A 26,180-nucleotide genomic window follows, 5' to 3' on the forward strand; every position below is an offset into this window, starting at 1 on the left:
TGTTGTTGATAGCGATAAAGAAAAATAGGGTTTTGATAAGGTCAGATACAAAAAAGCCGCTCAATGAGCGGCTTCGTTGTTGTTTGGAGCGTGCAGCGGGAATCGAACCCGCTGCAGAGGTATTTTTACTTTTTATAGATCAAGGTTTTATCCAATAGCATCAATGTGATACAAATTTCATGGTCGCCTTATATCGTCTAGAGTAGCCTCTAAAAAGACCCCATTTTTACCGTATTTTTACCGACATTAAAATTGTCATCCAGTTAGATACGAGCGGATATTGACGAAATAACTAATAGTACAGGCATCAGCAAACTGTTGAACCCTGAAATTTTGGGTATAAAGGTATCTATTCACCAACCACCTCCGTCTTTATATGTATGCTAAGCAAGTTCTTTTCCATATTTTTATAAGAATATCTTTAGTTATTTTTTACAAAACAATCAAAGAAGTTATTCAGTGTTTTCTTACTTTCAGCGTTCAATTTGTGATAATCAATAATAAAGGAAGCTAAGTTTTCATCATTACAATAGAAATAGCATAAAGGTACATCAAATGTTGATGCAATTTTACTCATCACCGCTATAGGCGGCTCATGGGTTGATGTTTCGTATTGAGATATATTTACTCCAGGTGTATTTGCTCCTGGGTGAATATGTGTCCCTAGTTCATTTTGCGTCAGATTGTTTTTTTCTCTAAGATTTTTTATCCTTCTTGCGTACACTTCCATATCACTTCCTTTTAATACATCCACTATTAAGTATTACTTAATAACTATCATTAGATAATTATAGTAAATTTAATAAATTACAACAAAAAAGAATAGTGGTTAATTTTGTTAATTATTCTGGTAGGCAGGATAAAATAAACTGCAATTTTGTTTTAGAGTAAAAAGTTATATTAAAAAAACTTATAAATTATCATGAGGGGGTTTTTATGTATTTCTGTTTTTTTGAAAAATAAGAAAGCTATAAAGGATGGTGCTTAACCATATTTAATTATATAACAATTAAATATATTATTTTTGGTTATAAGTAAATCATTACTAAGTTAACATTTGAACTTCGTGAAAACCATCCCTACATTTAAATCACACGAGATTTGTTGAGGAAATATAAATGAGATGGGTTAGAGCATGTATTGTTTTTAAAGAAATAGGCATTACTAAATATTCATTAGATAAGTGGAGGTATAAAGCAGTTTTTATTGAAGGCGTACATTGGGTAAAAGCCCCTGATAGAAAAATTTATTACAATATGAAGGAGATTCAAACCTGGATTGAATCCTAATATGTGAAAAATTAATAAGTATAAACCCCAATACTTATAATTGTGAGAGGTGTCCTGTGTCTAAAAAATATACTGGGATTGTTCCCAATGAAAATTCAATATCAATGAACTTTACGTACCATTCAAAGTTGACGAAGCGTACATTAAAGATGCGACCAACGGCTGCAAATCTTCTACGCGCATTTTTAATACGATGTGAAATCGTTGCAAGCATAGAGAAGGGAGAGTTTGATTTAGAAGAGTTTGATAGATCTAGGGATACAAATAAGATCCGAAAGGAAACAAAGAAAATTGAAACTGTTAAGTTTTATTTAAAACAGTTTATTTTCTTGGAGTCTCATAAGTTATCTCTAGCTGCAATTAGAGATTATACTTCGCGTGCTAACGGTTTATCAAAAGAGATTGGTGAATTACCTATTCGTAAATTAACCCCATCAAAGGTCAAGGAGTTGTTTTCCGGTAACTATAGTAAATTTAGTAATAAGTATAAAAATCATCATGTAACAGTTATCAGAGGGGCGATTAGAACTGCAAGGGAGTCTGGTGTAGATTTAAAATTTACAGAAGATGATTTCCCTTGTTATAAATTTACGGTTCCTGAACCTAATCCGATGGAATATAAAGATCTTGATAGCTTAATGGAGTTGACGGCTGAAGATGACTATATTATGCATTCGTTTATTTTTGCTAATCTTACCGGTGTTAGGCCTAGTGAGCTTGCTGGACTTGATAGGGGGAGCGTTGATATCGAAAATGGTACTGTAACAATAGATAAAGCAATTACTTTAAAACGTAAATTTAAAGTGCCTAAAAGTAAAAGCTCTGAACGGACTATTTCTTTAAGTGAAACGGCACTGTTTCATGCAAAAATGATATTTGAGTACAGCCCAGAAGTTAAACCTTATGATATTGTTGTAATACAGAGAGATAACAACGAAGAAAAAACAGTGTCTTTTAATCCATTGATTGTTAACTCAAATACGAATAAACATTTTCATGACTTAAGGAAACTTAATATGAAAATTAAGGATAAAATGACCAAGCTGGGTTTTCGATATATCCCTTTGTGTTTTGCTCGACATTCGTTTGCATCTAATGCTCTTTCTCTTGGAGCACCAGCATTTTCTGTTGCAAATGACATGGGGCATAGTAACCCTGCATTGCTTGAAAAACACTATGCAAAATTCATTTCTACCAAGCCATCTGCAGGTGTTATTGATGATTATTTCAGTAAGAAACGTAGAGGTAAAAAATAGTACTTTCTAATGGTTATTTTTAAAGCTGAAGATTTCGTATGATATCTTCAGCTTTTTTTGTATCTTACTGCTCTTGGCTCTTTCATGCTGTTTACGGATAAATCTGTTATTAAAGGAAGTTAGTCTCAGTCACACCACTATACATGGTGATTAAGTTTTTAGTTTAGTTGAACCCTATCACAAAGCCAGCTCTTTCGTGATGTACAGTGACTTTTTTTTACGGGTCACTGCTTTGCAGCACGCTATCAAAATGAATTAACTTAAGCTTCGTTTTATCAAACCCCAAAGTTATTGATGTAAATTAGGAAATAAAGCTATTGACGAAAAGTAATAGATTATAGTAAGTTATATTTACGCGCTGGCGGCGTAGGATCTCCCTCAGATCAAAGTCACTTCAATCTAAATTTTCTATATGATTTGTTTCATTGTAAAGAGATGCATTAATAGTTAAGAGGGCAGTTGGTGCTGGAGATTTTACAATGCTAAACTTATATATGGATAATTTTCATCTTATCGATACAGATCAATTCAAACAGATTATCGTCAACGTCAGAAAAGATCTTATAGATCTTGGAGAGTTGGACAAGCAAGTATCGTTAACAAACTTCAAAGATACCATAGCCATTAAACTTGGAAAAGCAATCGGTGTTGAGTTCAAAAATTATGCACATTTTATTAAACAAATAAATTTGTGCAAAAAATACTCAGAGTATGAAGTATTCAGGACAACAAAGGTTACTAATCCTAGCAATGGTGGTTACCTTATTGCTGTCGTACATCTTTTGATTTGCCGTCAGTTTAAGCTAACACCCAGAATAACCAAAGCTGTTATTGATCGTCACATTGGCAGAACTCAGCGCAAGAATATTTTTGTTGTTTATCAGGGTAATCCTTATTCAGAAGAGAATATAGAGCAATTTCAAAATTCCTATGACTGTACTCAACAAGATATTGCTGTCATATGCCTTGCTCACGATAAAAATGATGCTGTCAGTATTTATAATACTGAACTGGTGAATGGTACCGCTTCTGCAGGCGCTATGAACTTTATTGATACAACTGAAGCTGGGGATGTTTTTGCTTTTGTTCCAGGCCATTTGCTACCAGTGAATGGACTGCAAGTAGATCATGAATTAGATGATAACAAGCAGTTACTATTCCCTAATGAAGCAATTTTCTATCAATTAGAACGCTCGACTCACAAAAATGCAGACAGAATACGTCAGATCTTCATGCAAGCATATACTGATCGTAACTTTAGAATGCGAGTGTACTTGGATGAAATGGCGATGGATCTATTACTTGACGAGAACTTCCCGATAAAGGTTAGATCAAATCATTGCTTTGAACTTTTACTTGAAAATGGTGTAGCGTACGGTGCTGGGAATAGTATCTACAATTATTTTACAAAAGAGGAATGCTCGGAAGCACTTTATGTTGAAGATCTGATTAAGGAGAGTAATCAGCTATCTTCCTATTTGTCAGGTGAAGGGAAAATATTTCAGGTTAATGTCATCGCTCATAATAAGAGCTTTCTTGCTCATGTATTCAGACATAACTTCTACTCTTTGCAGGAAGTTGTATGTATGACCACTGAAGATATAAATCTAGAGAAAATTGAGGATATTTTTGGTATACCAAACATGCGAAAATACCTATCAAAAGAGTTCCAGATAAAATATTCAAAAGACAAAAAACTAAAGTTTATGAAGAAAGAAATAGTTGATTAAACTTATAACTCGAGTGGCCTGAAAGGCCACTCATCATTGTATAATAGTTCACTTCTAATGTGCAGCGCCAGTTCGACAGGCGTGGAATTGCTTAAGATTTTACCAAGTGTCATATAAATCAGTTAATTACCTAGATAGAATTTTACCTCAGCTGTATGCTACCCCTAGCATTTCGACATATTGCATATTTTATTGAGGTAACAAATGGAACCTATCGGTAGTCGTTGGTTTAAAGTCGATTTTCATTGCCATTCTCCAGGCTCTGATGACTATCCAAAACCAGACTCTCAAGATGCTCTGAATGGCTGCTCTCCAGAAGATTGGCTACTTGCTCAAATGGCGCAAGAAATAGATTGTGTTGTGTTGAGTGACCATAACACTGGTCGATGGCTAGAAACAGCCCAAGTGACGTTGCAGCAATTGAAAGATCGACATAATGCAGGTGATCTAGTTGGCTATCGAGATTTACATATAATTCCTGCCGTTGAATTAACAGCAGCAGGTAATTGCCATGTGCTTGGTCTATTTGATGAAACAGCTACTGGAGAAACAATCAGCCACGTTGTTGGAAGCTGTGGTTCAAGGCCAGACCCAGAAAGAGGTAATCACCAAACAATCCTAGGTTCAGGTGTTCCTGAGGTTATATCTAAAATTCACGACGCACATGGTATTGCAATACTCGCTCACGTTGATAAAGCTAAAGGTATTTTTCAAAATACAAACCAAGAAGAAGTTCGGGCTGCGTTTAATGTAGCTCCCGATGCTATCGAACTAATCGGTAGCTATGATGGCCTTGGCGGCTTTGAAAAGGCTCTTGTCAAAGAGCTAGCACAAGTAAAAGGCTCTGACGCCCACTGTCGTGAGCGTATGGGTCACTCATACACTTGGGTGAAAATGGCTACTCCTTCATTCGAAGGAATAAAAGTCGCCTTAGCAGACCCTCAACACTGTATTATCAGAGATGCTGAACCTCCTCGCTCTCCTAACAACAAAATTTCCAAGCTCACGTTAAAAACTCGCATGTGCAAGGATGAGGCTGGCAATGCAATAACTATTAATCTAAGCCCTTGGTACACAGCTATTGTAGGAAGTCGAGGTTCAGGAAAGTCGACTTTAGTTGAAGCAATTCGTCTTGCTTTAAGTCGTGATACACGTGTAAATGAGCCAAAGCTTCCTGCTGATATTGAAAGGCGTCTTGTTGATTTTAAGAATACGGTAGACGGAGCCGTGACTTCAGATTCAAGCATAGATTTAGAATATAACAAGGATGGTTATCAATATAAGCTCAGTTGGACTCCTAATTCATTTGGACTATCAAAGGTTGACTCGGATTCTGGTGAGTGGATTGAGGATCCCACATTCGATATAAGTCGATTTCCAATTTCAATTTATTCTCAAAAAATGCTATTTGACATAGCAACAAAACCAAATGCATTTTTGAAAGTTATTGATGATAGTGAGGTTGTTCAAATATCCGAATGGACAAAGCAAAATGAGCGACTAAAAAGTGATTACAAAGCATTTGGTCAACAAACTAGAGAACTAGATAGGCAACTAAATGAGATTCCTAAACTTCAAGGAAATCTAACAGATGTCGAAAATAAGTTGAAAACATTAGAAACATGCGGTCTATCTGAAAAGCAACAACAGCTTACTTCCTATCAGAAGAAAATGACACAAGCCAGCACCGCGATTAATACACTAAATTCCAACATTACTGATATTAAAAATTTAGTGAATGGATACGATGCAATCTCAGTAACAGAAGAGGATGGCAATCTCAAAGAATGGCAACTATCTGTACATGAGGCTCAAAAAGTATTTGTTACAAACATTTCTGAGCAAGTAAAACAATCCGAGGATGTATTAAGCACTATAATCCAGCAAAAGTTCTTCGTTGAGCTTAGTGCTAATATTACTACCTTAACGGAAGAAATGAAAACAACTCTAGAAGCTTTAGAAGGTGCTGAAATAAGCCCAGATGAACTCGACCAATTACTCATTTCAAAAGAAGAGCTTACCCAAGAAATAGCTAAAGAAGAAGCTCTCCGAAATAGAAGAAATGATATTGCTGAGAAGCGAGATACCGCACTATCAGACCTAATAGCACATCGCTCAGAATTAACAATACAAAGAAAAGCTTTCATTGATAGCCTAGAACTAACAGACCTCCATATTAAAGTACTTCCGTTAGCCTGTAGTGCAGATGACCTAGTTTCTAGCTACCAGAACGCAACAGGCATTGATCGATTTTCCAGCCATATTCTAGACAAAGACCGTCAAGTTGGGCTTTTGCACTTACTTGATGAATTTGAACGTTTCAACCCTCGAATGGAAGAGCGGAGATCTAATGAACTGGAGAAACTAAAGCAATTCCACAGAAAGTGTAAAGGAAATCCAAACTGTGCTGACTACGATATCCACGGTGCATTAAAAACTCGCATAAGCCAACTTTCTGATGAGCAATTAGACAATTTTGATTGTTGGTTCCCTGACGATGGAATTGATATTAAGTTTTCAGATGAAAGTGGAAACAAGCGTCCATTAGATAAAGCATCTCCAGGCCAGAAATCAGCCTCAATGCTGACTTTCTTGATGTCTTATGGAAGTGATCCCTTGGTCTTAGATCAACCAGAGGACGATTTAGACTGTGCAATGTTGGCCCAAACAGTTATTCCTGCAATCTCTCAAAACAAACAGAGAAGACAACTCATAGTCGTGACACATTCGGCACCAATTGTTGTGAACGGTGATGCAGAATATATCGTAGGTATGAAACAAAACCAAATGCGTCTCATATCTCATATTGACGGTGGGATCCAACAACAAGAAGTTAAAGACTTTATCTGTTCCCAAATGGAGGGGGGAGAAAAGGCATTTCGAAGTCGTTTCAAACGAATAGTCGGATAGTCTGCCTGAAAGCTAGGTAGTTAATTTTTGGTGTTTCACATTACCTTCTGAATGAAAGTGTGATGATTTACACAAATTAGACTTATCCCAAACGAACGACTTAGAGTGACTATCTAAGTCGTTCTTGCCCCATTCCTTCTTTCAGGCGATTAACCACTCACTTCACCAAAGCGTCATTTTACTTACTTTTTATAATGCCATTAACCTGTCTATGGAATTGGGGTAACATCAGTTTAGTGGATGTGATATAGCTATTGAAGACTCTGTTACTTCTTTTGTTTCTGTTGGTAGATAGAGAATATGGTCTGATATGAATAATTATAATGGTAAGAAGTTTTCGTGTGAGTTTGTAATTGGTGATTGTAAAGCCTTTGGTGAAATTATCTTTAATGGTATGAATACAAAGGCTGAGATATGGTCTAGTGAGCCAATTATAATTAATAATGTAAGTGACAATATTTATGGTCTTATATATGACGGGATGAAACATATTACACTTATGGACTCCATTTTCCTATCCCAACATGGTACATCGAGTGTCAGACAGGGTGATAAGTATGTCAGTCGGTATAGTTGTGTCATACATCCAAGATTTGTTGTTATCGGTACAGAATGGCTTGAAAACACCGCTAGTATAGAAAAAGTATGGTTCTCTACTGATAAACTTGAGAAGGTCTTTCATGACCATCACGCATTTAGGTCGGTGATTCATGTCGATGAGAGTTTAGTTAATGATTTGATTAAGCAAGACCTAGAGCGTTCAGAGTGTAAATTCGGCTATCAAGCCAATATTAATGATCATACTGTTAAAAAATATCACGATATGGGTACTCCTCCTTCTCTCTATATATACACTGGAAGTAAAGAAATACTCTCGTTCAAAACCAGCTTTGGTGACTTTTCTTTATACCATATTGAAGGTCAAAGCTCGTATGGTGGTAGTGGGATAAAATCTGACATATCAACGCAATTTTATATATCTTTGAATGAATCGGTTAGTGTAGAGAAAATAGTTTATGAGTGTTGGAAGGTTCTTACCTTTATTAATATCCTTAGTGGTAAAGAAGACTATCTATCAAAAATAGACATCAAAACAAAGGGAGATGACAAAGGTGGCTATTTTGAAATCTATGTATCAACCGATTATGTAGAACAATCAGATGAGCACTTTGATTCATTACTTAATACAACAATGGAAAAGGATTATTTAAGCGAAATCTTTCAAGCATGGTTTGATAGGTACGAGGATTGGAATGACTCGAGAAATCAGTTGTGCCTTACATATTCCTCCAATAAATATAATATAGATAGAGTAGTTAGATGCGCTAATGTGTTTGATTTAATTCCAGATAAGTCCAAGGTGGACTTGCCTGAAGATATTAATGAAGCAAAGGCTCAAGCTCGTAAAGTTTTTAGAGCGTTACCTGATAGTTTAGAAAGGAAATCAATCCTGCAAGCTCTCGGTAGATTAGGTACAAAAACACTTAAGCATAAAATTAACGATCGTATAGACATTATTTGCTTAAATAGTGATTTTGCATTCGATGATTTAAGGTTTGTTGCTCATCAAGCTGTAGACTGTAGGAATTATTTTGTTCATGGTGGTAATAAGAAATTTGATTATGAGTTGCATTTTGGCGTGGTCAACTTCTTTATTGACACTTTAGAATTTATATTTGTAGTTTCAGATTTAATAGAATGTGGTTGGAAGTTTGACGATTGGCGTAATCCATATATCCCAAGCCATAAGGTAGGGCTATACTTGACCTCGTATCCTCATTACCTAGCTCAATTACGCTCGATAACATCGAAGTAACTAGATAGTCTTGTATTATGATTTTGGTCTATCTGGCAGGAAGGGTTCAGAGCGGGGGGAGTTACATACAGTTATCCAAGTGCTCGCCCCCTTGACGGGGACTGCGCTAGCCTTAAACCTTATGATTATCCGAATTTCAGTACGAATTGTTAACCGAAGAAGTCGAGTTAACGAACGGTCATCAGTCTCATGATACTCATCCCATTGACTAAGTAATATAGATCAATCTAACCGCCTGAAATTTACCTTAAGCCCCTGATACTTTGTTGCATATTGATACGAAAGACTGCATGATCCATATATGAAAGACGGCTTGCGTTAGGCTTTCCTAATCATGGATACATATAGAGGTAACGATGAACATATTTATTGGTGGTAACCCTCTGACTAAAAAAGAAGATGATACGGTCATCTATACTCAACCGAAGTTCATGCCACCTTTGTCCCAATTAAAGTCATTTCCCAAGCTCAAAAAGTCAGAAGTGCCCAGTTTTGTCGAAAATATTTACTTTTTGACTATGGAGCGAAACGGTTTTTCTTATTTCTATCCAAATACTGAAACGGGTGTGAATTTATGTCGTTTTGAGTGGCACCATGAATACCAAGAAAATCCATATGAACTCCGAATTGGCCTTTCCTTCAAAGTTTTCAAAGGCTCGTTGCAAGACGTTGGTTTTTACATTGTGCCTCATGCACATTATGAGAATCTTGAAGAAAGGGTTAGCTATGAAATTGATAGTGAGGAGTATAGTCGAATAATTGAGTCTATTGACGATATAGTCTTAGAAGCTTTGTCTCGTTCAAAAAGTCAGGAGACTACAACGTTTAATGTATTATATTATGTCGAACTCAGTAGTATTTTTACTGAGGTAATAAAGTTAAATAACAATATCAGTGTGTTACCCTCTAGACTTGTTGAGGGGAAAATCGTATCCGCAATTGTTATTGAAGAAAACGGTCATTCTTATTTGTCTGCGAAACGTTTTTCGGATGAAAAGGTTAACTTCTTATGCGCAATTATGTCACTAGCCTTACATAAAGCAAAAATTACTCATATAGAAAGATTTCCCTCTCATATCACACCAGTTGATAAACCTTTTAGTCTATCGGTGGACAATATCGAAAAGTTTTACCCAGAAACATCCTCTAGTGTTTCAGGGACTAGTAATAAGATAACAAGCGAAGAAGTTGAGTTTATCTCCAGTGTGCTTCTATCAGTCAACTCGCTCTCTTGTGCTAAAAGCAATAGAAAATTAAAAAATATACTGTTCTCGTTTTACTCAGCTAAAGAGACTGAGGGGGTTAACCAAACTGTTGGGTTAGTGAGCTATGTCGCTTGTCTCGATGCAATTGCAAAAGAGATTTCCTCAACTACCAGAGACGAGCATGGTTCAAGAAAAGCTTTGGTTCAAACGATAGTTCAGCTCTTAACAAAGTCACATGAAGAATGTAATGTTGATAAGTGGTCAAAAAGAATCTATAACGACCACCGCTCAAGTTACGTACATGGTGCTAACATAAAATTCGAAGCTTTCTCCCAAAACATGGACGGAAAAAATTTTGCTGGCTTGCCTAACGCTTTGCCTACAGAGTCCAAACCTGTTTCTAAGCAGTATGAATATAACGCAGACTACATAATCTTAAAAAGAGCAACATTAGCGGTATTAATAAAGTACATCGAAACAGTTACAGATAGTTCATTTCCTGATGTATTTTCAATTGATGAAATAGCCTTTAAAATTGAATCAACCCCTGAAGCCCATGTAAGTACGCCAAATAATGGGTGGGTGCGCCTAACTTAAATACAAGCCTAACTAATAAGGGTAAAAGTTGCGTAGCCAACACTTTATCGGGGTCATCTACATCGCTAAGACTGGACGCTCAATTAAGCGACTTTTGCCATACTTCAGTTAATTCATGATTTACTAAATTAGTAAAATCGCAAACTCATTTTTGTCCAACATTGAACTAGCTATTTGTGTCTAGATCGGATCTGACTCATCCTGAGTTGCGATCGTAATAGATCACACTTTATCAAGTTACTGATGGCTTAGGCTTTGCCATACCAGTAAAGTATCTGTTAGTTTCTGGCCTTGGCACTCAATTTGAACATCTTATATTTGGACTAATTTTTCATATTTGACATAGTGTTAGGTAACTGTCTAGCTTGGGGCTGGAAATGCAATTAGACGAAGAAAAAATTGACTCCTAGTGAGGAACTTATGAATAAGCATTCAATGTTATTTGATGCTGCAAAAGCTTATGGAAGAATACTCGCTTCAGAGGTCTGTGTAACTCAAAAAGACAACGTTAATAATCTTATAAAAAGTAAGATTAATCGAAGCCCTAGTTTTTTTTTCGGAGTAATAAAAACTAGACGTGAGTATGACCAAGTAAAAATAAGCGAATTAGTTGAGCATAAAAATTATTTTACAGAATACGAAAAAAAAATAATGTGGGATGGGATTTTTGAATCTATCCAATATAGTACAACAGCAGGTGAAAACATTAATCCTTTTGCAGCCGAAGAAGAAGTACAAAGGTTAGATCCAAAGCCTCTAGTTAGAGATACTTTGGGTAGTCAATATCCATCTCATTTAGGAAGAGGAGGTTTTGGTGTGGTAGAGCGAGTGCAGTTGCAAGATGGAAATTTTGTCGCTCGCAAAACCCTTCAATTAAAAGGTGATCAAAACGAACAAAAGGAATTAAAAAGGCGTTTCAAAAGAGAGGTTAAGTATCAAAGTAGCTTTAAGCACCCAAATATAGTGCAAATTTTAGATTCAGACTTAGACGGAGATCCACCTTCATTTACGATGCCACTTGCAACATGTCACCTAGGGAATGAAAGTAACGCAGGACTAACTTTTGACTTTGATACAAAAGTAAAAGCTTTTTTAAATTCGCTTGATGGCCTAGAGGTATTGCATAACGAAGGCCATGTACACCGCGATATTAAGCCTGGGAATATTTTACGATTTGATGATCCGAATGGATCCTACAAATATGCAGTATCTGATTTTGGGTTAATTTCACCATCTGACAGAAGCAGTACTACTAATATTACGTCTACATATGGTGCTTGGGGATCAGAACCCTATATGCCAAGAGAATGCTATTTGCATGGTTTTAGAGTGGCTAACGCTCAATCTGACATCTACTCATTAGGCGTGCTGCTTCTGTTCTTATTTAGAGAAGACGATGAGTCTCTCGGAGTTCCCTATGATGAAAGGAACTCTGCAGGTGCATTTGGAGACATTATATTTAAATGCACAAAAAAAGAGCCTAAAAATAGATATGACTCAATTGCACAACTTAGGACTGCGTTTAATAAAGTAGTGAGAGGACTGTAAATGGAGCATTATCTTGAATTAGTTGAGGCAGTCGCATTTTCGCACCCTAAGAACTGTATGGAGGAAAATGAAGATGCCGTTTTACCCGCAGTAATAACAAAAAACGCAATATTTATTGCTCTTGCCGATGGAGTTGGTGGTTCTGATGGCGGTAGTACAGCTTCTAATGTAGCAATATCCACTGTAAGAAGAGAAATACTAGACAATCCTGACTGCAACTTAAAAGAATTTTTTCATAAAGTATCCAGTAATATAAATATTGAAGCTGAAAAGCAAACAAATATGAAAAATATGGCGACGACACTAGTTATTTGTAAAATTACTTCCGGTAAGGTGGAAATTGCAAATGTTGGTGACTCAAGAGCTTATGTCATTGAGGGGAAATCAGCAAAAAAACTGACCACTGATCATACTAAAAAGCAAGAGTTAATTGATTCTGGTATTTTCAAAAGTTCTGAATTAAAGGGACATCACTCGGGAAGTTTACTAACTAACTCATTGAGAGCAAACAAAAAATTCAAAATTGATGTTGATACTTACGAATCTAACAGTTGTTCAATTGTGCTTGTGTCAGATGGTGTTTACCAATCTTTTGATGGTACTAGGATAGTTGGAAATAGTGGTGCAGACAACTTACTACAACTTTGTAGCAACCTTAAAAAAAGGGTACTAAACAACGGACCTCACGATGACTTCTCATTGGTCGCTGTACGCTTTAAAAGCGGCTAGCAAGGCAATCAAATCGGATTCGTAACAGTTAGTTTGCTCCGCTTCATTTTAGCCAACTGTTACTCACCGTTTATATCGGCGCTAGCTAAAAGTTCAACCTCGTTTATGTCCAGAGGCGTTCCAGCATGGTGGCTGCTAGCTCGTTTTTGTCCAAATGCCAGCTAGTAGTTCAGTAGCTAGCGCATATAGCGTTAGCTTAATCCCCCTCTTTCATGCATGTGTAATATAGCCATTTCCATCCAGTGCGCTTCAATCTTTCGCTTGATTCGGATTACTTGTAAGCGCCCCATAAACCGCGTATTCAAAAAGAATGATGAGCCTTTTATGACCTTAATTCCGACACATGATCATGGTCAATCTACTCAATCAATTATTGCTAACAAAGTACGATCCCGTCCTGTGACACTGGTGTAGATAAGCTTGTGATTAATCCTTGCCCTAAGAGTTGAGCGTTTTTCAGCCAAACTGATAAAAGATATTGCTCTGGAAAATATCACTTTTCTTTTTATATCCATTTCATTATTATTTACTGGCTTCAGGAATAAGTACCTTACTGTTAAGTAACAAAGTTTCTCAGAGACATTCCATTAGTTACTAGCCATTACATGGCTAATATTTAAACTATTTTTAGTATGGAAGTGTTATGGAACTTTATAAAGACATTAAATTTAATGAAGCTAAAGTAAAACAAATCGTTAAGGCTCTGAAAAAAGAGTTGAAGAATGAATATCCCGAGGCCACCTCTGCTTTTTTACATGAAAGGATGGCAGAATCAAGGGGCTTTGATGAGTGGCGTGATTTTAGACGCTTTATTAAAAAATCAGGGGTTATTCCACGTGAGAAAGTTGAAGCTTTAATCGCTGAAGTTATTAAGTTAAGTGGTATTGAGAAATACTCACTTGATGATCACGAGTTTCGCGAATCTCATCAAATTCTCTTTTTAATTCAGATCTACTTTAATACTCTTTATATAAATAAAGTGTTAGCTCGTGATAACTTTTACGAAGACGGTAGAGAAATAGAGTTAACGATTATTGGAACTGAAGGAATGGCTTGCATTGGTGAGCTGTTTCTAACTGGTTCAGAAGGTTTTGGTGTCAATTACCGTAATGCCTTCTACTTGTTTGAACAAGCAGCCGGTATGGGTGATATAGACTCACATACATACCTTGCCGATATGTACAAAGACGGATTGGGTGTTGAAAAAAACTTAAACACTGCTATAGATCTTTATACTAAAGCTCTTGAACACTCTGATAGTCTCACTCGCTTGAATCATGCAAAATTCCAGGTAGCAAAGCTATCATTAGATTTGCAAGTAGACACTCAAATTGAAGCTTCAATCGCGACTCTTAATAAGCTATCGGCATGTCATGGTGATGCTGCTTTTGAGTTGGCCTCTCATTATTTAACCGGGATTTTTGTCAACCAAAATCCTGAAAAATATGTCGAACTATTAACAAAAGCCGTAAAGTTAGGCTCTCTCGATGCTGAATATGATTTTGCTAAAATATATAGACGTCAGAAAGATTTCTCAATGTCATTATCAATTTTAACGAATCTAGCCGGAAAAGGCTATGTTCAAGCAGCGAGTGATCTGGGTGTGATGTATTTCGATGGCGTTCCTGGCGTTAAACAAAACGTTCATCTGGCAAGAGAGTACTGTAACCAGGCAGCCCTAAAAGGTGATGCTGATGTTCAAAATTTGATGGGCATTTTTTATGAGACAGGTTTAGTTGAAAGGATCGACCATCACCTAGCTTTGTTCTGGTATGAGTTAGCTGCCCAAGGGAATGATAAATATCAGAAGAGTGTTGTTCGACTTACAGATTTGATTCTGAACAAGAACAGACCTTTGACCAAATATGAGCAGGTTCAAGCAAATCAAGACTTAACTCATTGGGACGATTTCTAATAAAAGTGCCTCCTTAATATAAGGGGCTATTTCCCCAACAAGAGAAATAGCCCTATTAATTTCAAATTATGTATCCTTCCCTATATCACAGCAATTACGCGAATAGAACAAGTTGTGAAAGAGCATCACATGATCATATCCATTTGGGCGACTTCTTCTTCGTAATCAGGTGACTTAATCACTGTATGCGCCCGAACCCACGGGGCATTTTAATGGGAGAAGTGCCACGGAAGAAGTGATTCGATATTAGGCGCTGACTTAGCGAGTTCTTTCATGCAGTTAACCAGGTAGTCATACACGATAAGGTCGTTAGCTTTTGCTGTTTCGATGATGCTGTAAAGCATCGCGCTAGCACCCGCACCTTTAGGAGTGTCAGAAAATAACCAGTTTTTCCGCCCAATAACCAGTGGTTTGATCGCACGTTCTGCCCGATTGTTATCGATAGATAAATGCCCATCTTCAGCATAACGTATCAGTTTAGGCCATTGACCCACGGTGTATTTTATTGCCTTACCTAGCTGACTCGACGAGATGACTTTTTGTTTACTGAGCCATTGGGACAACTCATTCAGCAGTGGGATTGCATGTTCTTGTCGCTCAACTAATCGCTCGGCAGCAGTGAAGCCTTTTATTCTCGACTCCAGTGCGTAAAGTTTCTGAATTTTAGCCAGCACAACATCCGCTTTACCTGTTTTTCCTTTCCCTTGAAGCTTCTTGGCATCCATAAATTTACGACGAGCGTGTGCCATGCATCCTAGATTTTCAACATAAGCGAGACCGTCATACGCTTTATAACCATCTGTTTGCAGATAGCCGTTATACTTCTCGAGGAAAGCCTCGGGGCAAGCCCGTGCCCGACTGTTTTGGTAGTCGAACAATACGATATTTTTCACCCCCTCAAGCGAAGCCTTGGGGGAGTCAGCACCCGAGCAGTAAACCCACATATAACATTGCTTATTTTCTTTGAGCACATTGAGTGGTGTTTCGTCGGCCTGAACGACGGTTTGATTCAGTAACGTCTCTTTTAACCGTTGATACAGCGGTGTAAAGCACTCGCTGACCTGCATCACCCAACGCGCCATTGTGGTTCTAGGTAGATCGATACCCGCCTGTGAAAACAGCGTTTCCTGACGATAAAGCGGTAAGGCATATTGGTATTTACCCAGGATAATATTGGCGAGCAAGCTTTCTGTGGCATAGCTTTTCGGGATAAGTGCTGTCGGAGCTGGTTGTTGTTTTATCGCAACGCTTTGTGCATGTTGCTCACATTGCCGACAGCCATATTTAGGGCGAACGTACTCCAGTACTTTCAATACCGCGGGGATGAACTCAAGCTTTTCACTGACATCTTCACCGATTTTGTGTAACTCGCCTTGGCAGCATGCGCAGACTTTCTCTTCCTCGGTGAGATCAAGAACGATGCGTTCGCGAGGGAGATCTTTCGGCAGAGGTTTACGCTTACCACGCACCTTCTTACCTGAAGTGGTTACCACTTCTGTCTGCTCAGGCGCCGTTGCTTCTTGCTCGACTTCATTGAACAAGTCGCCTTGTGCTTCATCATAAGGCTTAAGGGATTCTGCACGTTTAGCGAACTGGCGATCTAAGGCCAGTTTGAACTGCTCAGCAAGAGAACTCTTTTCTGTTTCTAACTGCTTACATTTATCCATGAGAGACTGCACCATCGCTTGAAGCGCAGTGACATCTTGGCTTTGAGGATTAACATCAAGCATCGTTTTTATGGTGTTTATTATACTAAAATCGGCATAAAAACACTCGGCACACCTGTCTTTTATAACGATTAACTCATTGTAAAATCGTGTATTTCAATGGGTTTATGGCCGATAATCGTGAAGCCTGCAAGTAACTGTTCAAGCTCCATTTTGCTTAAGGTAAAGACCTGATTATCCTCTTTGGAAGGCCACTTGAATTTGTTCTTTTCAAGTCGTTTGTACCAAAGCGCGAAGCCTGTTTTATCCCAGTAAAGTATTTTAATTTTGTCGCGTTGTTTGTTGGTAAACAGGAACAAAGCCCCCGTATCAAGCGGCAAATCAGTATCACTTTCAACCAGTGCAGCCAAGCCGTTAATCGATTTACGAAAATCCACAAATGCGCGGTATAGATATATCGCCGGCGGGTTGATAAGCCCATTCATGATCGCAACGCCTCAATAAGTTCAGCTAGGTAAATGGCTGGAGTTCCTTGAGGGATACTCAATTCTATATCACCAATACTCAGTGCCATATTGGCAACAGGAGGTTGTGGCACCTGATATTGCATTGTGCGCTCAGTAATTTGCGCATGAACAAAACCATTGTCTCGACGTTCATCTACGACGTTTAATTGCTGTCGTTTAGTGTAAAAAGCTGAGGTGGCCAGATGATTTTGACGACAGAACTCTTTAATGGTGAGAGAGCTTTCCTCACACTGCTGAAGTAAAGTTTTCCATTCCTGATTGCTACGCCGTGGTGCCATGATCTTGTCTCCGTTTATTGTTGAAGACAAAATTTTAAAGTGTACTGTCAGTTAATTGAAGGCGGGGTTTATGGCTCGCTTACGCTATTTTCGTACACCAATACAGGTGCGAACGCGAGTGCGATTTTATATAGTTTGGTTGAAACAGCAAAAGCGAATAATCTTCTTGTTCATGATTATATCGCAACCTGCTTGCAGCAGATTGCTGAAAAACCGAATAATATTGACGCGTTGCTGCCATGGAATATTAAGCATAGCTAGGTGTCGTTGCCCAGACGCTTACTTTGTAGCCATCCGTTTATAAATAGCCATCCGTTTATAAATAGCCGTCGTAATTACCAAGGAAGCTTTCAAGGCATGCCCTTGAACGGCCATTTTGATAATCGAACAACACGATATTTTCCACGCCTTTTAATGTCGTTTCTGGTGAGTCGGCCCCTGAGCAATATAGCCACATGTAACATTTTAAGCACATTAAGTGGCGTTTCATCGGCCTGAACCACCACTTGCTCTAACAACAGGTGCTTTTGTAGATAAATGAATTACTGATACAACCCTTTTAGCTGTGGTAATGACCAAAAATATGACTCTCTTGATTTTGAATCCTTACCTGCTGCGTTTTGTCGATACTCCGCTCTGACAAGAACACAATACTCTTCAGCCCTTGTAATTCCCACATAATGCAAATTTGTATCTTGAGGTAGGTTGGGATAATGAAGGTCATCCCAAGAGTCACCTTTTTCCATATATGGAAATGACCACTCTTCGAGGTCTAGATGAAAGACATATTTAAACTCTAATCCTTTTGACTTGTGCAGTGTCATGATTTGAACTTCATTATCAGCCTTTGCCATAAACTGCTTAAGAAACGCTTGCTCATGAATTTTTAATTTCAAGGAAGCATCGGTATTTTGTGTTTCCATGATCCCGATAAGGCTTGCTAACTCCCCAAACTTGTATATCAGATCATCTACTGATTGATCGTCTCGTAATCGTTTAATCAAAGACCTTAATTTAGCTATCGTTATCTTCTTAGGTTCAAGCAAGTCAAAGTGTTTATCTATCAAGTCTTGTATTGTAGTGATTGCACCATATCGAAATGAAAGTAAATCAGAGTACAAATCCGTACAATCAGATAAGCTGGATTTCTCCAAAGGATTATCATTGTACAACCGATAATCAATATTCATTCCTAGCGCACAGAGGGCTAAAGACTTCTCTTTTTTTGCAAGTATTGCTACATCTGATGCATTGCCTAGATCACCATCTACTATCAACTTTTTAATGTAAGTTGACAAAACACTGCCGATATCTTTTAGGTTACCTTTCAAATGGAGTCTATGAACTCTGATGTCATTAGCGTCATGTGTTAGGAGAGTAGCACTAGGATCCATTAATCTTGTTGCGTAATTTACAATAGACGGGTGACAACGATGATTTATATCGACAACAAAGTGTTCAAAACCTGGGTTTGTAGCTAATTCATTTAATAACCTGGAGTTTCCGCCTCGAAATTCGTAAATTGACTGCCAGACATCACCGACTGCTGTTGCAATCAAGTCTTGCTCAAACAGATGAAAAAAAAGTTGATGTTGAGCTAATGATGAATCCTGATATTCATCAATAAACACATGTGAATATCTAGCTTTAATGTAGCGTTGAGCTGCTTTTGAGTTTTGTAGAATGTAGAGGGCTAACGCTGCAAAGGAATTCATCCAAAGCATGCCTTCTTCATATAGTTTTTTAAAGCCTTCATCATTATTGATATCTTCGGAAGTAGGGGAAATGTACTTATCTTTTAAGTAATGAACGTAAGGCTCTTGTAACTGTTTGATCGGATTCAATTCTGTTTTTGGTGTACCCCAGATCTTCCCTATGAAAGGGATAATGATCTCTTTTAAACAAAAACTGTCGATTGTTCCGAAAAAACTCTGTTTTGTGTCATGGGCGTTATATGTACACTTTTTTTTGAGTTCACTGCTAGCTTTCTTTGTAAAGGTTATAGCTATTACACCTTTATGAGAAGGTAAGTTAGCTGTTGTTTGTCTAACTTTTTCCTTCATCACAGTTGTCTTTCCACTTCCAGGGCATGCCGTGATAATCATGCTGCCATCATAATCTATGGCAGCTTGTTGTTGAGTTGTTGGTTTAAATATAGTCACGGGTTAACCTTGCTTTTTCAACTAGCTTGTATAGAGGCTTTGCTAAATCACCAGATTCCAGTGACCCTAGTTCATCTTTAATTTTCTTCAATAAAGAGCGCATGCGAAGAGCCTTTTTACCCTGTAAGTATTTGATTGCACTAGCTTCCGTTTTTTTTCCTAGTGCAGTTAGAATTGGTGAAGATAGTTCACTAACAAAGTCAGTTTCTAAGTCAATTTTAGATAAGTAGATACCTTTACAATTAACTGCGTCTGAAATGATTTTCCATGTGCCGTTGTCAAAAGCATCTTTAGGAAGTAACTTTTTATCACTATGATATAAAGTCTTTAAACTCGCAGCTCGAAGACAGCGGTTAGCCCCAGCGTATTGCCACAGTTCTTTATCTTTGATTTTTGAAATATCATTATCTGTGCGCATTACCCAAGGAATCTCTAGGGCATCTAGAATATTTACGTATACTGCAAACGAAATACCATCAACTGACAAAATCGAAAGATTTTCAAAGTCTAGGTCTATGTCTACTCGCTTCGCTAACTCTTGATAGAAAAGCATTTCTGACGGCCCCTCAACTAAAAAGACACCATTAGAGAAAAAGGTTTCCGCAGGTAGAATACTCATACGGTAACTCATGTTTTCCCAGCCTTCTACAATACACTGGGAGCAGCCGTTACCCGCAGCTACAGTCGATTTATTTTTTGATAGTAAACGAATGATAGAATCAGGCGAAAAATTGGAAGCTATTTGAGGGGAGTGGGACGAAATTATTGTCTGACCTGGTAACTCGTCCACTAGATAACTAGCGAGTTTACGTTGTTGATGTGGATGAAGGTGAGCTTCAGGCTCTTCAATTACATAAAAAATCACTTCGTGCTCAGTATCCTGTTCGATGACACTTTTAGCTTTCCATAGAGCTAGCAAGATCTGATTGTTACGCCCATCACCACCAAGCATTACACTTGACCCGTTAGTCATGGCACCAAGCTGGAGCTTGTCTATAAAGTCGTTAACTTCAATAGCTCCCGTATCTAACTGTACTGAGTAATCTGCATTGTGGTGAGCTAATTTTTTTAACTCAGTGTTAATGTCATGAGTAGCTGAGCTAACGTACTTTAATTGTGAGATCTTACTATTTAATTGTGATAAATCCTGCCCAATTTCGGTGAGCAAAGCTTCATCTTCTACGGCATCATCTTCGCTTAAAAGTTGCTGTGCAATACGAAGTAGCTGTTTTTTCTCTCTTCCTATAAAACGTTCAAGATCACGTTGTGACTGGATATACTTTAGATTAAGGTACTTTAGGTAAAAACGGCTAGAAACCTCTTGTAATTCATCTAGTGCGTGTCCAATCCAAATCTTGTAACTAAGATCTGATTTGCTCGCTGTGTATCTGATGATCGTTTCACCGTGATCACTCACATTACCTTTTAATATTGAGAGAACTGCATCTTCCTTTATATCCTTAAAGAAAATAGTTACCTCTGCCTGATCAGCAACTCCTTCTTGACCGATATGAAAATCTAACTCAGAAGGCTCTATATCCGCATCTGAAAGCGTTTTATCAAGTAATATACGAAGAGCATGAAGCATGTTGCTCTTACCAATATCGTTTGCTCCGATAACTAGAGTGCTTGTGTTAAAGTTGATCAAAGCATCTTCAAAATTGCGATAGCCTTTTAGATGAAGAGAAGATATTTCCAATGGACTTTCCTTTGTTAACTAGCAGTTAAGAAATTATTGGTGTTCGTGTGGGGCTCCACAGAACCTGTATTTGGGAATCTAGCTGCAATACGGCTTACAGTTCTAGCAAGAATGCCAAGAGAGTAATAGCATTTTACACGATAATAAAACTTCATCAATTCAATTTGTTAGAGGGTTAATATGCTTAATATGGAATATTCTTGTCAGGGTGTATTCTCGGGTGAGGGGGAAGTCTTGCTTTGTAGATTCTAGTGACACTCCTTCTATTTCACCGTGGTGCTAATACCAAAAAAGGTGAAATGCTTCCCCCACAAAATCGGTTCTTCTCCGTTTAGTTGAGCTTGATATTTGGGTAAAAAGTAGAGTGAGTACCAGGAACAGATGTTTGCCTAATCTTAAGTTGAAGTATTCCGTATCTCTCACTCCACGAGCACTTCGTCTAAGTAAATAAAGAGAGACATTTCCTGCTTCAACTCGAGCGTTGGTTAACTTGTATTTGGCGTAGTTACAGACACCAACTTTTCTGTCTAGCAGCGCGTCGGCGAAACATCGAGTCTTGTGTTTAAACGTTTTCACTTCATCGACATAGCTACGTCATAGATAGTAGCGTGACTAGTGAGGCAAATGATAACGGAAACCCTAGGACAATATACCCGCTGATACTTGCTCTCTCGGCTCTTCCTGAAGCCAACGCCCCTACGATTAACATTGCATGCAACAATGTTGTTGCAAATACAACCGCTGATATAAATATTCCCCAATTAATCATTCTTATTACCGTTCGATCTTTGCCTGCAAACTTTGTGCCTGAAGTACAGCTCTGCTTTAAATATGTCTCGACGCCACTTAGCTAGTTTTTGCGTGTCTAGAATGGCTTGGATATGCTCAGTAGGCAGCTCTCTCAATGCGCTGATTTTGCGCCTACCTTCACCTCTACTAATCCAGAAGAAGCCCTCCCTGACATCCTCATGAGGCGCATCATCATAAAGCGAAAGATGAGCATCGTTCGTATGTGAGCGATATAGAGCTTCTGTGCCGCCACCAACTGCGTAAATAAACCCATCAGCTTGAGTATGTCTCACGTGCTCGTGTGAATAGCGACTCGTTAGTATGTTGTTGTCAGGCGTGCGTATCCTGTTGAGAATAATGTGCTGGTTTTCATCATCTTCCATGTTAGGTTCTTATTTTAACTGGCTAACACTGCTGAGAATTGTACTTGGTATTGAGTACGATTTCGTAGAAACGTAACCTCAACTGAATACATTGTTGCTCGGATGTACGCGTTATCAATGATGAGTAATGCATAGTTTTAGTGTGTTGCACGATACATCTCTAAAAAGGTGAATCGAATGTTGCGATAACCCTTTCCCTGAACAGACCAAGAAGCTCAAGCGAATGGTTTACCGTACTCTCTAAAGATACTATGCTGTCATCTATATTATTCTGTTCAATCATTGTGATGTCTGGTTGCGGTTCATCATCAGTAGGTTCAATTAATCTAGAGGTTGTTTTTCTTGGTTTATGCTTTTCTGGCTGGTTTGGGGCTTCTTCAAAGCATTCGCTCTCTTTAATAATTACGGGAATATCAGGTAAATCTTCGCTTATTCTGTTTGCAAACTCTGTTAATTGACATTCAGCGAAAGTAAACAACCAAGCATCTTGATTTGGCGCATCACTGAATCGCAGAATACGACCTAAGACTTGCCGAAAGTATAGCTCGGTTTTGATTCGACTAAGATGACAACAGACTTGAAGTCTGGGGATGTCAGTTCCTTCACTGACCATTCCAACACTTACGATCCACTCTGTTTCACTATGGCGAAATTCATTAATAACCATATTGGGTGAATTTTCTTGGTAAGTAGCTATCACGGCAGACTGGTGAAATTCATTACAAAGAATATGACGAATTTCTAAAGCATGCTTTACTGATGAGGCAACAACTAACCCTCCAGAAGTTGGATTCTGTCGACGAATATCAGCGAGCTTTCTACATCCTAGTGACAAGATGTGACGAATCGCTTTATCATTGGTAATTAGTGATTGGTAAGTAATCATTGATTCTTTTAGGAGTTCAGAAATACTTCCGAAGGTATCGGTTTGATTGCCTTCATCTGTTACCGAAATTTTTTCATTATCAACGAGAACTATCTTGGGTTTACGACAGACATTGTCCGAAATTGCTTTTTTCAAGCCATAGATATAGTTACATCTAATTTTGTTATTCGGTTCAAGATACTCGGACAGAACAATAGGGGCCTTATCTGAGCGCCAAGGTGTACCAGTTAGCGCTAACGTATAAGTTGCCAATGATTTTATGTTAACAAGAATCTCTTCACCCCATGCATTCGCATTTTCTAATGTTGTGCCAGCACAGTGATGAATCTCATCAAAAATGACAAACACTCGATAATTTTTCAGAAGTTGCCAAAAATCATCTTTAAAATAGAGCATGTTCTGGTAAGTATATGAGCTTCCTGCTGCACCAATAACGCCATCAAATCGTTGATTAAACCTGCGAGAGAAGGTGCTCTGGATGCTCTCAGAGATAGAAATTGATGGTGAAAAGCACAATATGAAATCAATTTTATCGTCCGTATACAGACTAGCTGCCACTTCAGCTGCCATTATTGTTTTACCGGCACCTGGTGTCGCAAGACACAAAAAGTTTTTATTGATATCACGATAGTGATTAAGCACTAACTCGACACACTCAACTTGCCAACTTCTTAACTTCATCTAATTACGACTTCTTATAATGGGACTGAATTGTTTTAATTGCTTTAATTTGCCCAAGTAGCTTTGAGCTACGTTCACGAGCTTGATGGTATTGCATTTCTAAATGACTTTTCATTTCAGGTAAGGTTTCATACAAGCGCATATATTCTTCTGATTCTCCGATGCTGGCGAGTAAATCGACCTGGTATTGTTTAAGCTTTTTTTCAAGTTCATGAATAATGCTTTGAGTCTCGATCACCGGTTCTGGCTCTATAGAGTTAGGTATTGCTTTTACTTGTTCAGGTTCTGTTCTTTTTATTCGTGGCTGCAGTTCAGCTTTGTAAAACAATACTGTCTTTGTGTAAGTTGGTTTCTTTAAATTCTCAGTTTCATTTTTGTCCAATAAACCCAAGTTCCATAATCGTAAAACCTGCCTGTAAACAACCTTACGAGCCTCTACTATGTTGTTTGTTGTCTCTTGGCAAGAAAGGTAAGTATCCCTTAGCTGTAAAACTGTAAAGTTATCAAACTGCTCATCCATTAGGATGTTACAGATATGCTCATTGATTACGACAGACACATTTGACATCACGTTTACCAAAGTAAGATCCGCTTAAAAAAGGGTCGGCATTAACGAAATAGTATGCCAACCCCAAGAAAAGAGGATTATAATCCGTTGTTTTGTGCCGCGCAACTACGGATAGTTCTCGTCTTAAGGAGAGAGACGAGAAATGAAAGACTTAGCGATCAAATTAGGTATAAAAATTAAAGAAAGACGGAAAATATTGAAGATCTCGCAAGATAAACTTGCTCTATTGACAGATATTGATAGAAGTTACGTTGGGCGTATAGAGCGTGGAGAGGTCAATGTGACCTTAGAAAAGGTCTATCAGATAGCTGAGATTTTGGAGTGTAATGCCAAGGATTTATTGCCCTAGACTTATTTTTAGTCGTTACATTGAAGTACTATCGCTAAACTAGAAATATCTTCTTGGGCCATCTATAAAAGTGGGTGAAGCCTGTTGCTTATTTATCTGACTTTAAGAAAGGCTTATGTGTTTCGGCATTTTAGAATTCTATGTTAGAAGAACAGAGTGATTATATTGATATAAATAAACCCCAAAAGAGGATTATAGTCCTCTTTTGGGGTTTGGTAAAGCTAAAGCAGATTATGTTCTGTTCGTGATTTATTAACTGTTTGATTTATAAGATTCTTATAATCGAGTTCGATTTTCTGGCTGGAGGGGAAAGGTTAATGCAACACTTGAGGGACTGTACCAACTAGCCAATGTGATCCGATTACTGTCTCGTAGTTGCTCAATGTTATGTGTTGGTAGGCTATTTTGCTTTTTTGTAATTACTTACTATAGTTAGGGGTTGTAGTAATTTTCTTGAGAAGATCAGGCATTTCTAAATTTACCGTATTTTTACTGCATACAGAAAAGCCCACACCTAAGTGTGGGCTTTTCTTGAAGAATTATTGGAGCGTGCAGCGGGAATCGAACCCGCATCATCAGCTTGGAAGGCTGAGGTAATAGCCATTATACGATGCACGCAATTTGTGACTTAAAAGCGTATCGCTTACAAAGTAACAAAGTTGTAGATGGTGGAGGGGGAAGGATTCGAACCTTCGAAGGCAGAGCCGTCAGATTTACAATCTGATCCCTTTGGCCACTCGGGAACCCCTCCAGGGGTTTTACTAATAAATGGTGCCGACTACCGGAGTCGAACTGGTGACCTACTGATTACAAGTCAGTTGCTCTACCTACTGAGCTAAGTCGGCACACTTTATTCTGTTTGTATTCACGCTTACGCCTAAATACCAATATGGCGGAGAGATAGGGATTTGAACCCTAGAAGGGCTATAAACCCTTGCCGGTTTTCAAGACCGGTGCTTTCGACCACTCAGCCATCTCTCCTGATGCGAAGAATAATAGTGAATACCGATTGTGTTGTAAACCCCTTACATTTCTAACCGGCTAATATGTAAACCATTTGGAGGTATTCGCAATTAAATCGCTCTGATTTGGTCAATTTATTTTAGTTAAGATTAAATAAGTATTCGTAAAGGATAAATTTCAAGCGATAGATTGGGTGGTTTAAGCCTTTATACCAAGCATCTTGAGGTATATAT

At 38.1% G+C, this 26,180-nt stretch carries 18 protein-coding genes, 4 tRNA genes and 3 pseudogenes; 10 read left to right on the plus strand and 15 right to left on the minus strand.

The features are described from left to right. Positions 1-421: 421 nt before the first annotated feature. Positions 422-730, minus strand: a complete 309-nt coding sequence (locus C9J47_RS03990) for a helix-turn-helix domain-containing protein (protein WP_107252349.1) — start codon at positions 728-730, stop codon at positions 422-424. 615 nt (positions 731-1,345) lie between these two features. Between C9J47_RS03990 and C9J47_RS03995 the strand changes: the two genes are divergently transcribed. From C9J47_RS03995 to C9J47_RS04030, 8 genes are all read left to right on the plus strand, one after another. Beyond that, positions 1,346-2,545 (plus strand): tyrosine-type recombinase/integrase, encoded by a 1,200-nt coding sequence (locus tag C9J47_RS03995; RefSeq protein WP_146150833.1) that lies wholly within the window; start codon positions 1,346-1,348, stop codon positions 2,543-2,545. 479 nt (positions 2,546-3,024) lie between these two features. Then, on the plus strand, positions 3,025-4,275 hold the full coding sequence (locus C9J47_RS04000) for a hypothetical protein (RefSeq protein ID WP_107252351.1): 1,251 nt from the start codon (positions 3,025-3,027) through the stop codon (positions 4,273-4,275). 204 nt (positions 4,276-4,479) lie between these two features. Beyond that, a complete protein-coding gene (gene ppl / locus C9J47_RS04005) occupies positions 4,480-7,185 on the plus strand; it encodes an anti-phage protein Ppl (protein WP_107252352.1) in 2,706 nt (901 codons plus the stop codon). Between the two features lie 310 nt (positions 7,186-7,495). Continuing rightward, the gene (locus tag C9J47_RS04010; protein WP_107252353.1) at positions 7,496-9,001 is read left to right on the plus strand and encodes a HEPN domain-containing protein; all 1,506 of its coding nucleotides are present in this window, start codon (positions 7,496-7,498) and stop codon (positions 8,999-9,001) included. Positions 9,002-9,357: 356 nt separating this feature from the next. Further along, entirely contained in the window at positions 9,358-10,803 is a 1,446-nt protein-coding gene (locus C9J47_RS04015; protein ID WP_107252354.1) for a hypothetical protein, read from the plus strand. A 420-nt stretch (positions 10,804-11,223) separates the two neighbouring features. After that, the gene (locus C9J47_RS04020; protein WP_107252355.1) at positions 11,224-12,351 is read left to right on the plus strand and encodes a serine/threonine-protein kinase; all 1,128 of its coding nucleotides are present in this window, start codon (positions 11,224-11,226) and stop codon (positions 12,349-12,351) included. Further along, complete coding sequence (locus C9J47_RS04025; protein ID WP_107252356.1) at positions 12,352-13,080, plus strand: PP2C family protein-serine/threonine phosphatase; 729 nt, start codon at positions 12,352-12,354, stop codon at positions 13,078-13,080. A gap of 643 nt (positions 13,081-13,723) precedes the next feature. Beyond that, positions 13,724-14,995, plus strand: coding sequence for a tetratricopeptide repeat protein (locus tag C9J47_RS04030; protein WP_107252357.1), 1,272 nt, complete (start codon positions 13,724-13,726; stop codon positions 14,993-14,995). A gap of 209 nt (positions 14,996-15,204) precedes the next feature. Here the strand turns inward: C9J47_RS04030 and tnpC are convergent, their stop codons facing one another. The 3 genes from tnpC to tnpA form a co-directional block, all read right to left on the minus strand. Continuing rightward, positions 15,205-16,725, minus strand: a complete 1,521-nt coding sequence (gene tnpC / locus C9J47_RS04035; protein WP_425440588.1) for an IS66 family transposase — start codon at positions 16,723-16,725, stop codon at positions 15,205-15,207. A gap of 68 nt (positions 16,726-16,793) precedes the next feature. Next, complete coding sequence (gene tnpB / locus C9J47_RS04040; RefSeq protein ID WP_107252359.1) at positions 16,794-17,147, minus strand: IS66 family insertion sequence element accessory protein TnpB; 354 nt, start codon at positions 17,145-17,147, stop codon at positions 16,794-16,796. After that, positions 17,144-17,467, minus strand: coding sequence for an IS66 family insertion sequence element accessory protein TnpA (tnpA, locus tag C9J47_RS04045; protein ID WP_107252360.1), 324 nt, complete (start codon positions 17,465-17,467; stop codon positions 17,144-17,146). The genes tnpB and tnpA overlap by 4 nt, the downstream gene beginning before the upstream one ends. Positions 17,468-17,551: 84 nt before the next feature. Between tnpA and C9J47_RS04050 the strand changes: the two are divergent. Further along, a pseudogene (locus tag C9J47_RS04050) lies at positions 17,552-17,728 on the plus strand (transposase domain-containing protein); the annotation flags it as partial. A 58-nt stretch (positions 17,729-17,786) separates the two neighbouring features. Here the strand turns inward: C9J47_RS04050 and C9J47_RS04055 are convergent. The 7 genes and pseudogenes from C9J47_RS04055 to C9J47_RS04090 form a co-directional block, all read right to left on the minus strand. Then, a pseudogene (locus tag C9J47_RS04055) lies at positions 17,787-17,985 on the minus strand (IS66 family transposase); the annotation flags it as partial. A gap of 24 nt (positions 17,986-18,009) precedes the next feature. After that, positions 18,010-19,629, minus strand: coding sequence for a UvrD-helicase domain-containing protein (locus C9J47_RS04060; protein ID WP_107252361.1), 1,620 nt, complete (start codon positions 19,627-19,629; stop codon positions 18,010-18,012). Next, positions 19,616-21,328 carry an ATP-dependent nuclease gene (locus tag C9J47_RS04065; protein WP_107252362.1) on the minus strand — a complete coding sequence of 571 codons (1,713 nt, stop codon included), beginning with the start codon at positions 21,326-21,328 and terminating at the stop codon, positions 19,616-19,618. Before C9J47_RS04065 ends, C9J47_RS04060 begins: the two co-directional genes overlap by 14 nt. Before the next feature lie 331 nt (positions 21,329-21,659). After that, positions 21,660-21,874 (minus strand): annotated as a pseudogene (locus C9J47_RS04070) (transposase); the annotation flags it as partial. 215 nt (positions 21,875-22,089) lie between these two features. Then, the gene (locus C9J47_RS04080; protein WP_107252364.1) at positions 22,090-22,500 is read right to left on the minus strand and encodes a hypothetical protein; all 411 of its coding nucleotides are present in this window, start codon (positions 22,498-22,500) and stop codon (positions 22,090-22,092) included. 160 nt (positions 22,501-22,660) lie between these two features. Next, a complete protein-coding gene (locus C9J47_RS04085; protein WP_107252365.1) occupies positions 22,661-24,067 on the minus strand; it encodes a DEAD/DEAH box helicase in 1,407 nt (468 codons plus the stop codon). Positions 24,068-24,071: 4 nt separating this feature from the next. Then, entirely contained in the window at positions 24,072-24,587 is a 516-nt protein-coding gene (locus C9J47_RS04090) for a response regulator (RefSeq protein WP_211321682.1), read from the minus strand. A 190-nt stretch (positions 24,588-24,777) separates the two neighbouring features. Between C9J47_RS04090 and C9J47_RS04095 the strand changes: the two genes are divergently transcribed. Then, the gene (locus tag C9J47_RS04095) at positions 24,778-24,984 is read left to right on the plus strand and encodes a helix-turn-helix domain-containing protein (RefSeq protein WP_107252367.1); all 207 of its coding nucleotides are present in this window, start codon (positions 24,778-24,780) and stop codon (positions 24,982-24,984) included. Between the two features lie 543 nt (positions 24,985-25,527). On the opposite strand, the gene C9J47_RS04100 is transcribed toward C9J47_RS04095, so the two are convergent. The 4 genes from C9J47_RS04100 to C9J47_RS04115 all read right to left on the minus strand — a co-directional run bounded on the left by C9J47_RS04100 (position 25,528) and on the right by C9J47_RS04115 (position 25,965). After that, positions 25,528-25,602, minus strand: a tRNA-Gly gene (locus tag C9J47_RS04100). Positions 25,603-25,650: 48 nt separating this feature from the next. Next, a tRNA-Tyr gene (locus C9J47_RS04105) sits at positions 25,651-25,735 on the minus strand. An 18-nt stretch (positions 25,736-25,753) separates the two neighbouring features. Then, positions 25,754-25,829 (minus strand) — tRNA-Thr (locus tag C9J47_RS04110). Between the two features lie 45 nt (positions 25,830-25,874). Further along, positions 25,875-25,965: transfer RNA gene (locus C9J47_RS04115), tRNA-Ser, on the minus strand. Positions 25,966-26,180: the final 215 nt, after the last annotated feature.

It is taken from the genome of Photobacterium indicum (assembly GCF_003026215.1).
GTDB lineage: Bacteria > Pseudomonadota > Gammaproteobacteria > Enterobacterales > Vibrionaceae > Photobacterium > Photobacterium indicum.

Coding starts and splice junctions, on each gene's coding strand:
- C9J47_RS04080 (WP_107252364.1), bottom strand. CDS start 22,500: ATGGAAGATGATGAAAACCAGCACATTATTCTCAACAGGATACGCACG.
- C9J47_RS04085 (WP_107252365.1), bottom strand. CDS start 24,067: ATGAAGTTAAGAAGTTGGCAAGTTGAGTGTGTCGAGTTAGTGCTTAAT.
- tnpC (WP_425440588.1), bottom strand. CDS start 16,725: ATGCTTGATGTTAATCCTCAAAGCCAAGATGTCACTGCGCTTCAAGCG.
- C9J47_RS04000 (WP_107252351.1), top strand. CDS start 3,025: ATGCTAAACTTATATATGGATAATTTTCATCTTATCGATACAGATCAA.
- C9J47_RS04030 (WP_107252357.1), top strand. CDS start 13,724: ATGGAACTTTATAAAGACATTAAATTTAATGAAGCTAAAGTAAAACAA.
- C9J47_RS04095 (WP_107252367.1), top strand. CDS start 24,778: ATGAAAGACTTAGCGATCAAATTAGGTATAAAAATTAAAGAAAGACGG.
- C9J47_RS04015 (WP_107252354.1), top strand. CDS start 9,358: ATGAACATATTTATTGGTGGTAACCCTCTGACTAAAAAAGAAGATGAT.
- ppl (WP_107252352.1), top strand. CDS start 4,480: ATGGAACCTATCGGTAGTCGTTGGTTTAAAGTCGATTTTCATTGCCAT.
- C9J47_RS03990 (WP_107252349.1), bottom strand. CDS start 730: ATGGAAGTGTACGCAAGAAGGATAAAAAATCTTAGAGAAAAAAACAAT.
- C9J47_RS04090 (WP_211321682.1), bottom strand. CDS start 24,587: ATGGATGAGCAGTTTGATAACTTTACAGTTTTACAGCTAAGGGATACT.
- tnpB (WP_107252359.1), bottom strand. CDS start 17,147: ATGAATGGGCTTATCAACCCGCCGGCGATATATCTATACCGCGCATTT.
- C9J47_RS04025 (WP_107252356.1), top strand. CDS start 12,352: ATGGAGCATTATCTTGAATTAGTTGAGGCAGTCGCATTTTCGCACCCT.
- C9J47_RS04010 (WP_107252353.1), top strand. CDS start 7,496: ATGAATAATTATAATGGTAAGAAGTTTTCGTGTGAGTTTGTAATTGGT.
- C9J47_RS04020 (WP_107252355.1), top strand. CDS start 11,224: ATGAATAAGCATTCAATGTTATTTGATGCTGCAAAAGCTTATGGAAGA.
- tnpA (WP_107252360.1), bottom strand. CDS start 17,467: ATGGCACCACGGCGTAGCAATCAGGAATGGAAAACTTTACTTCAGCAG.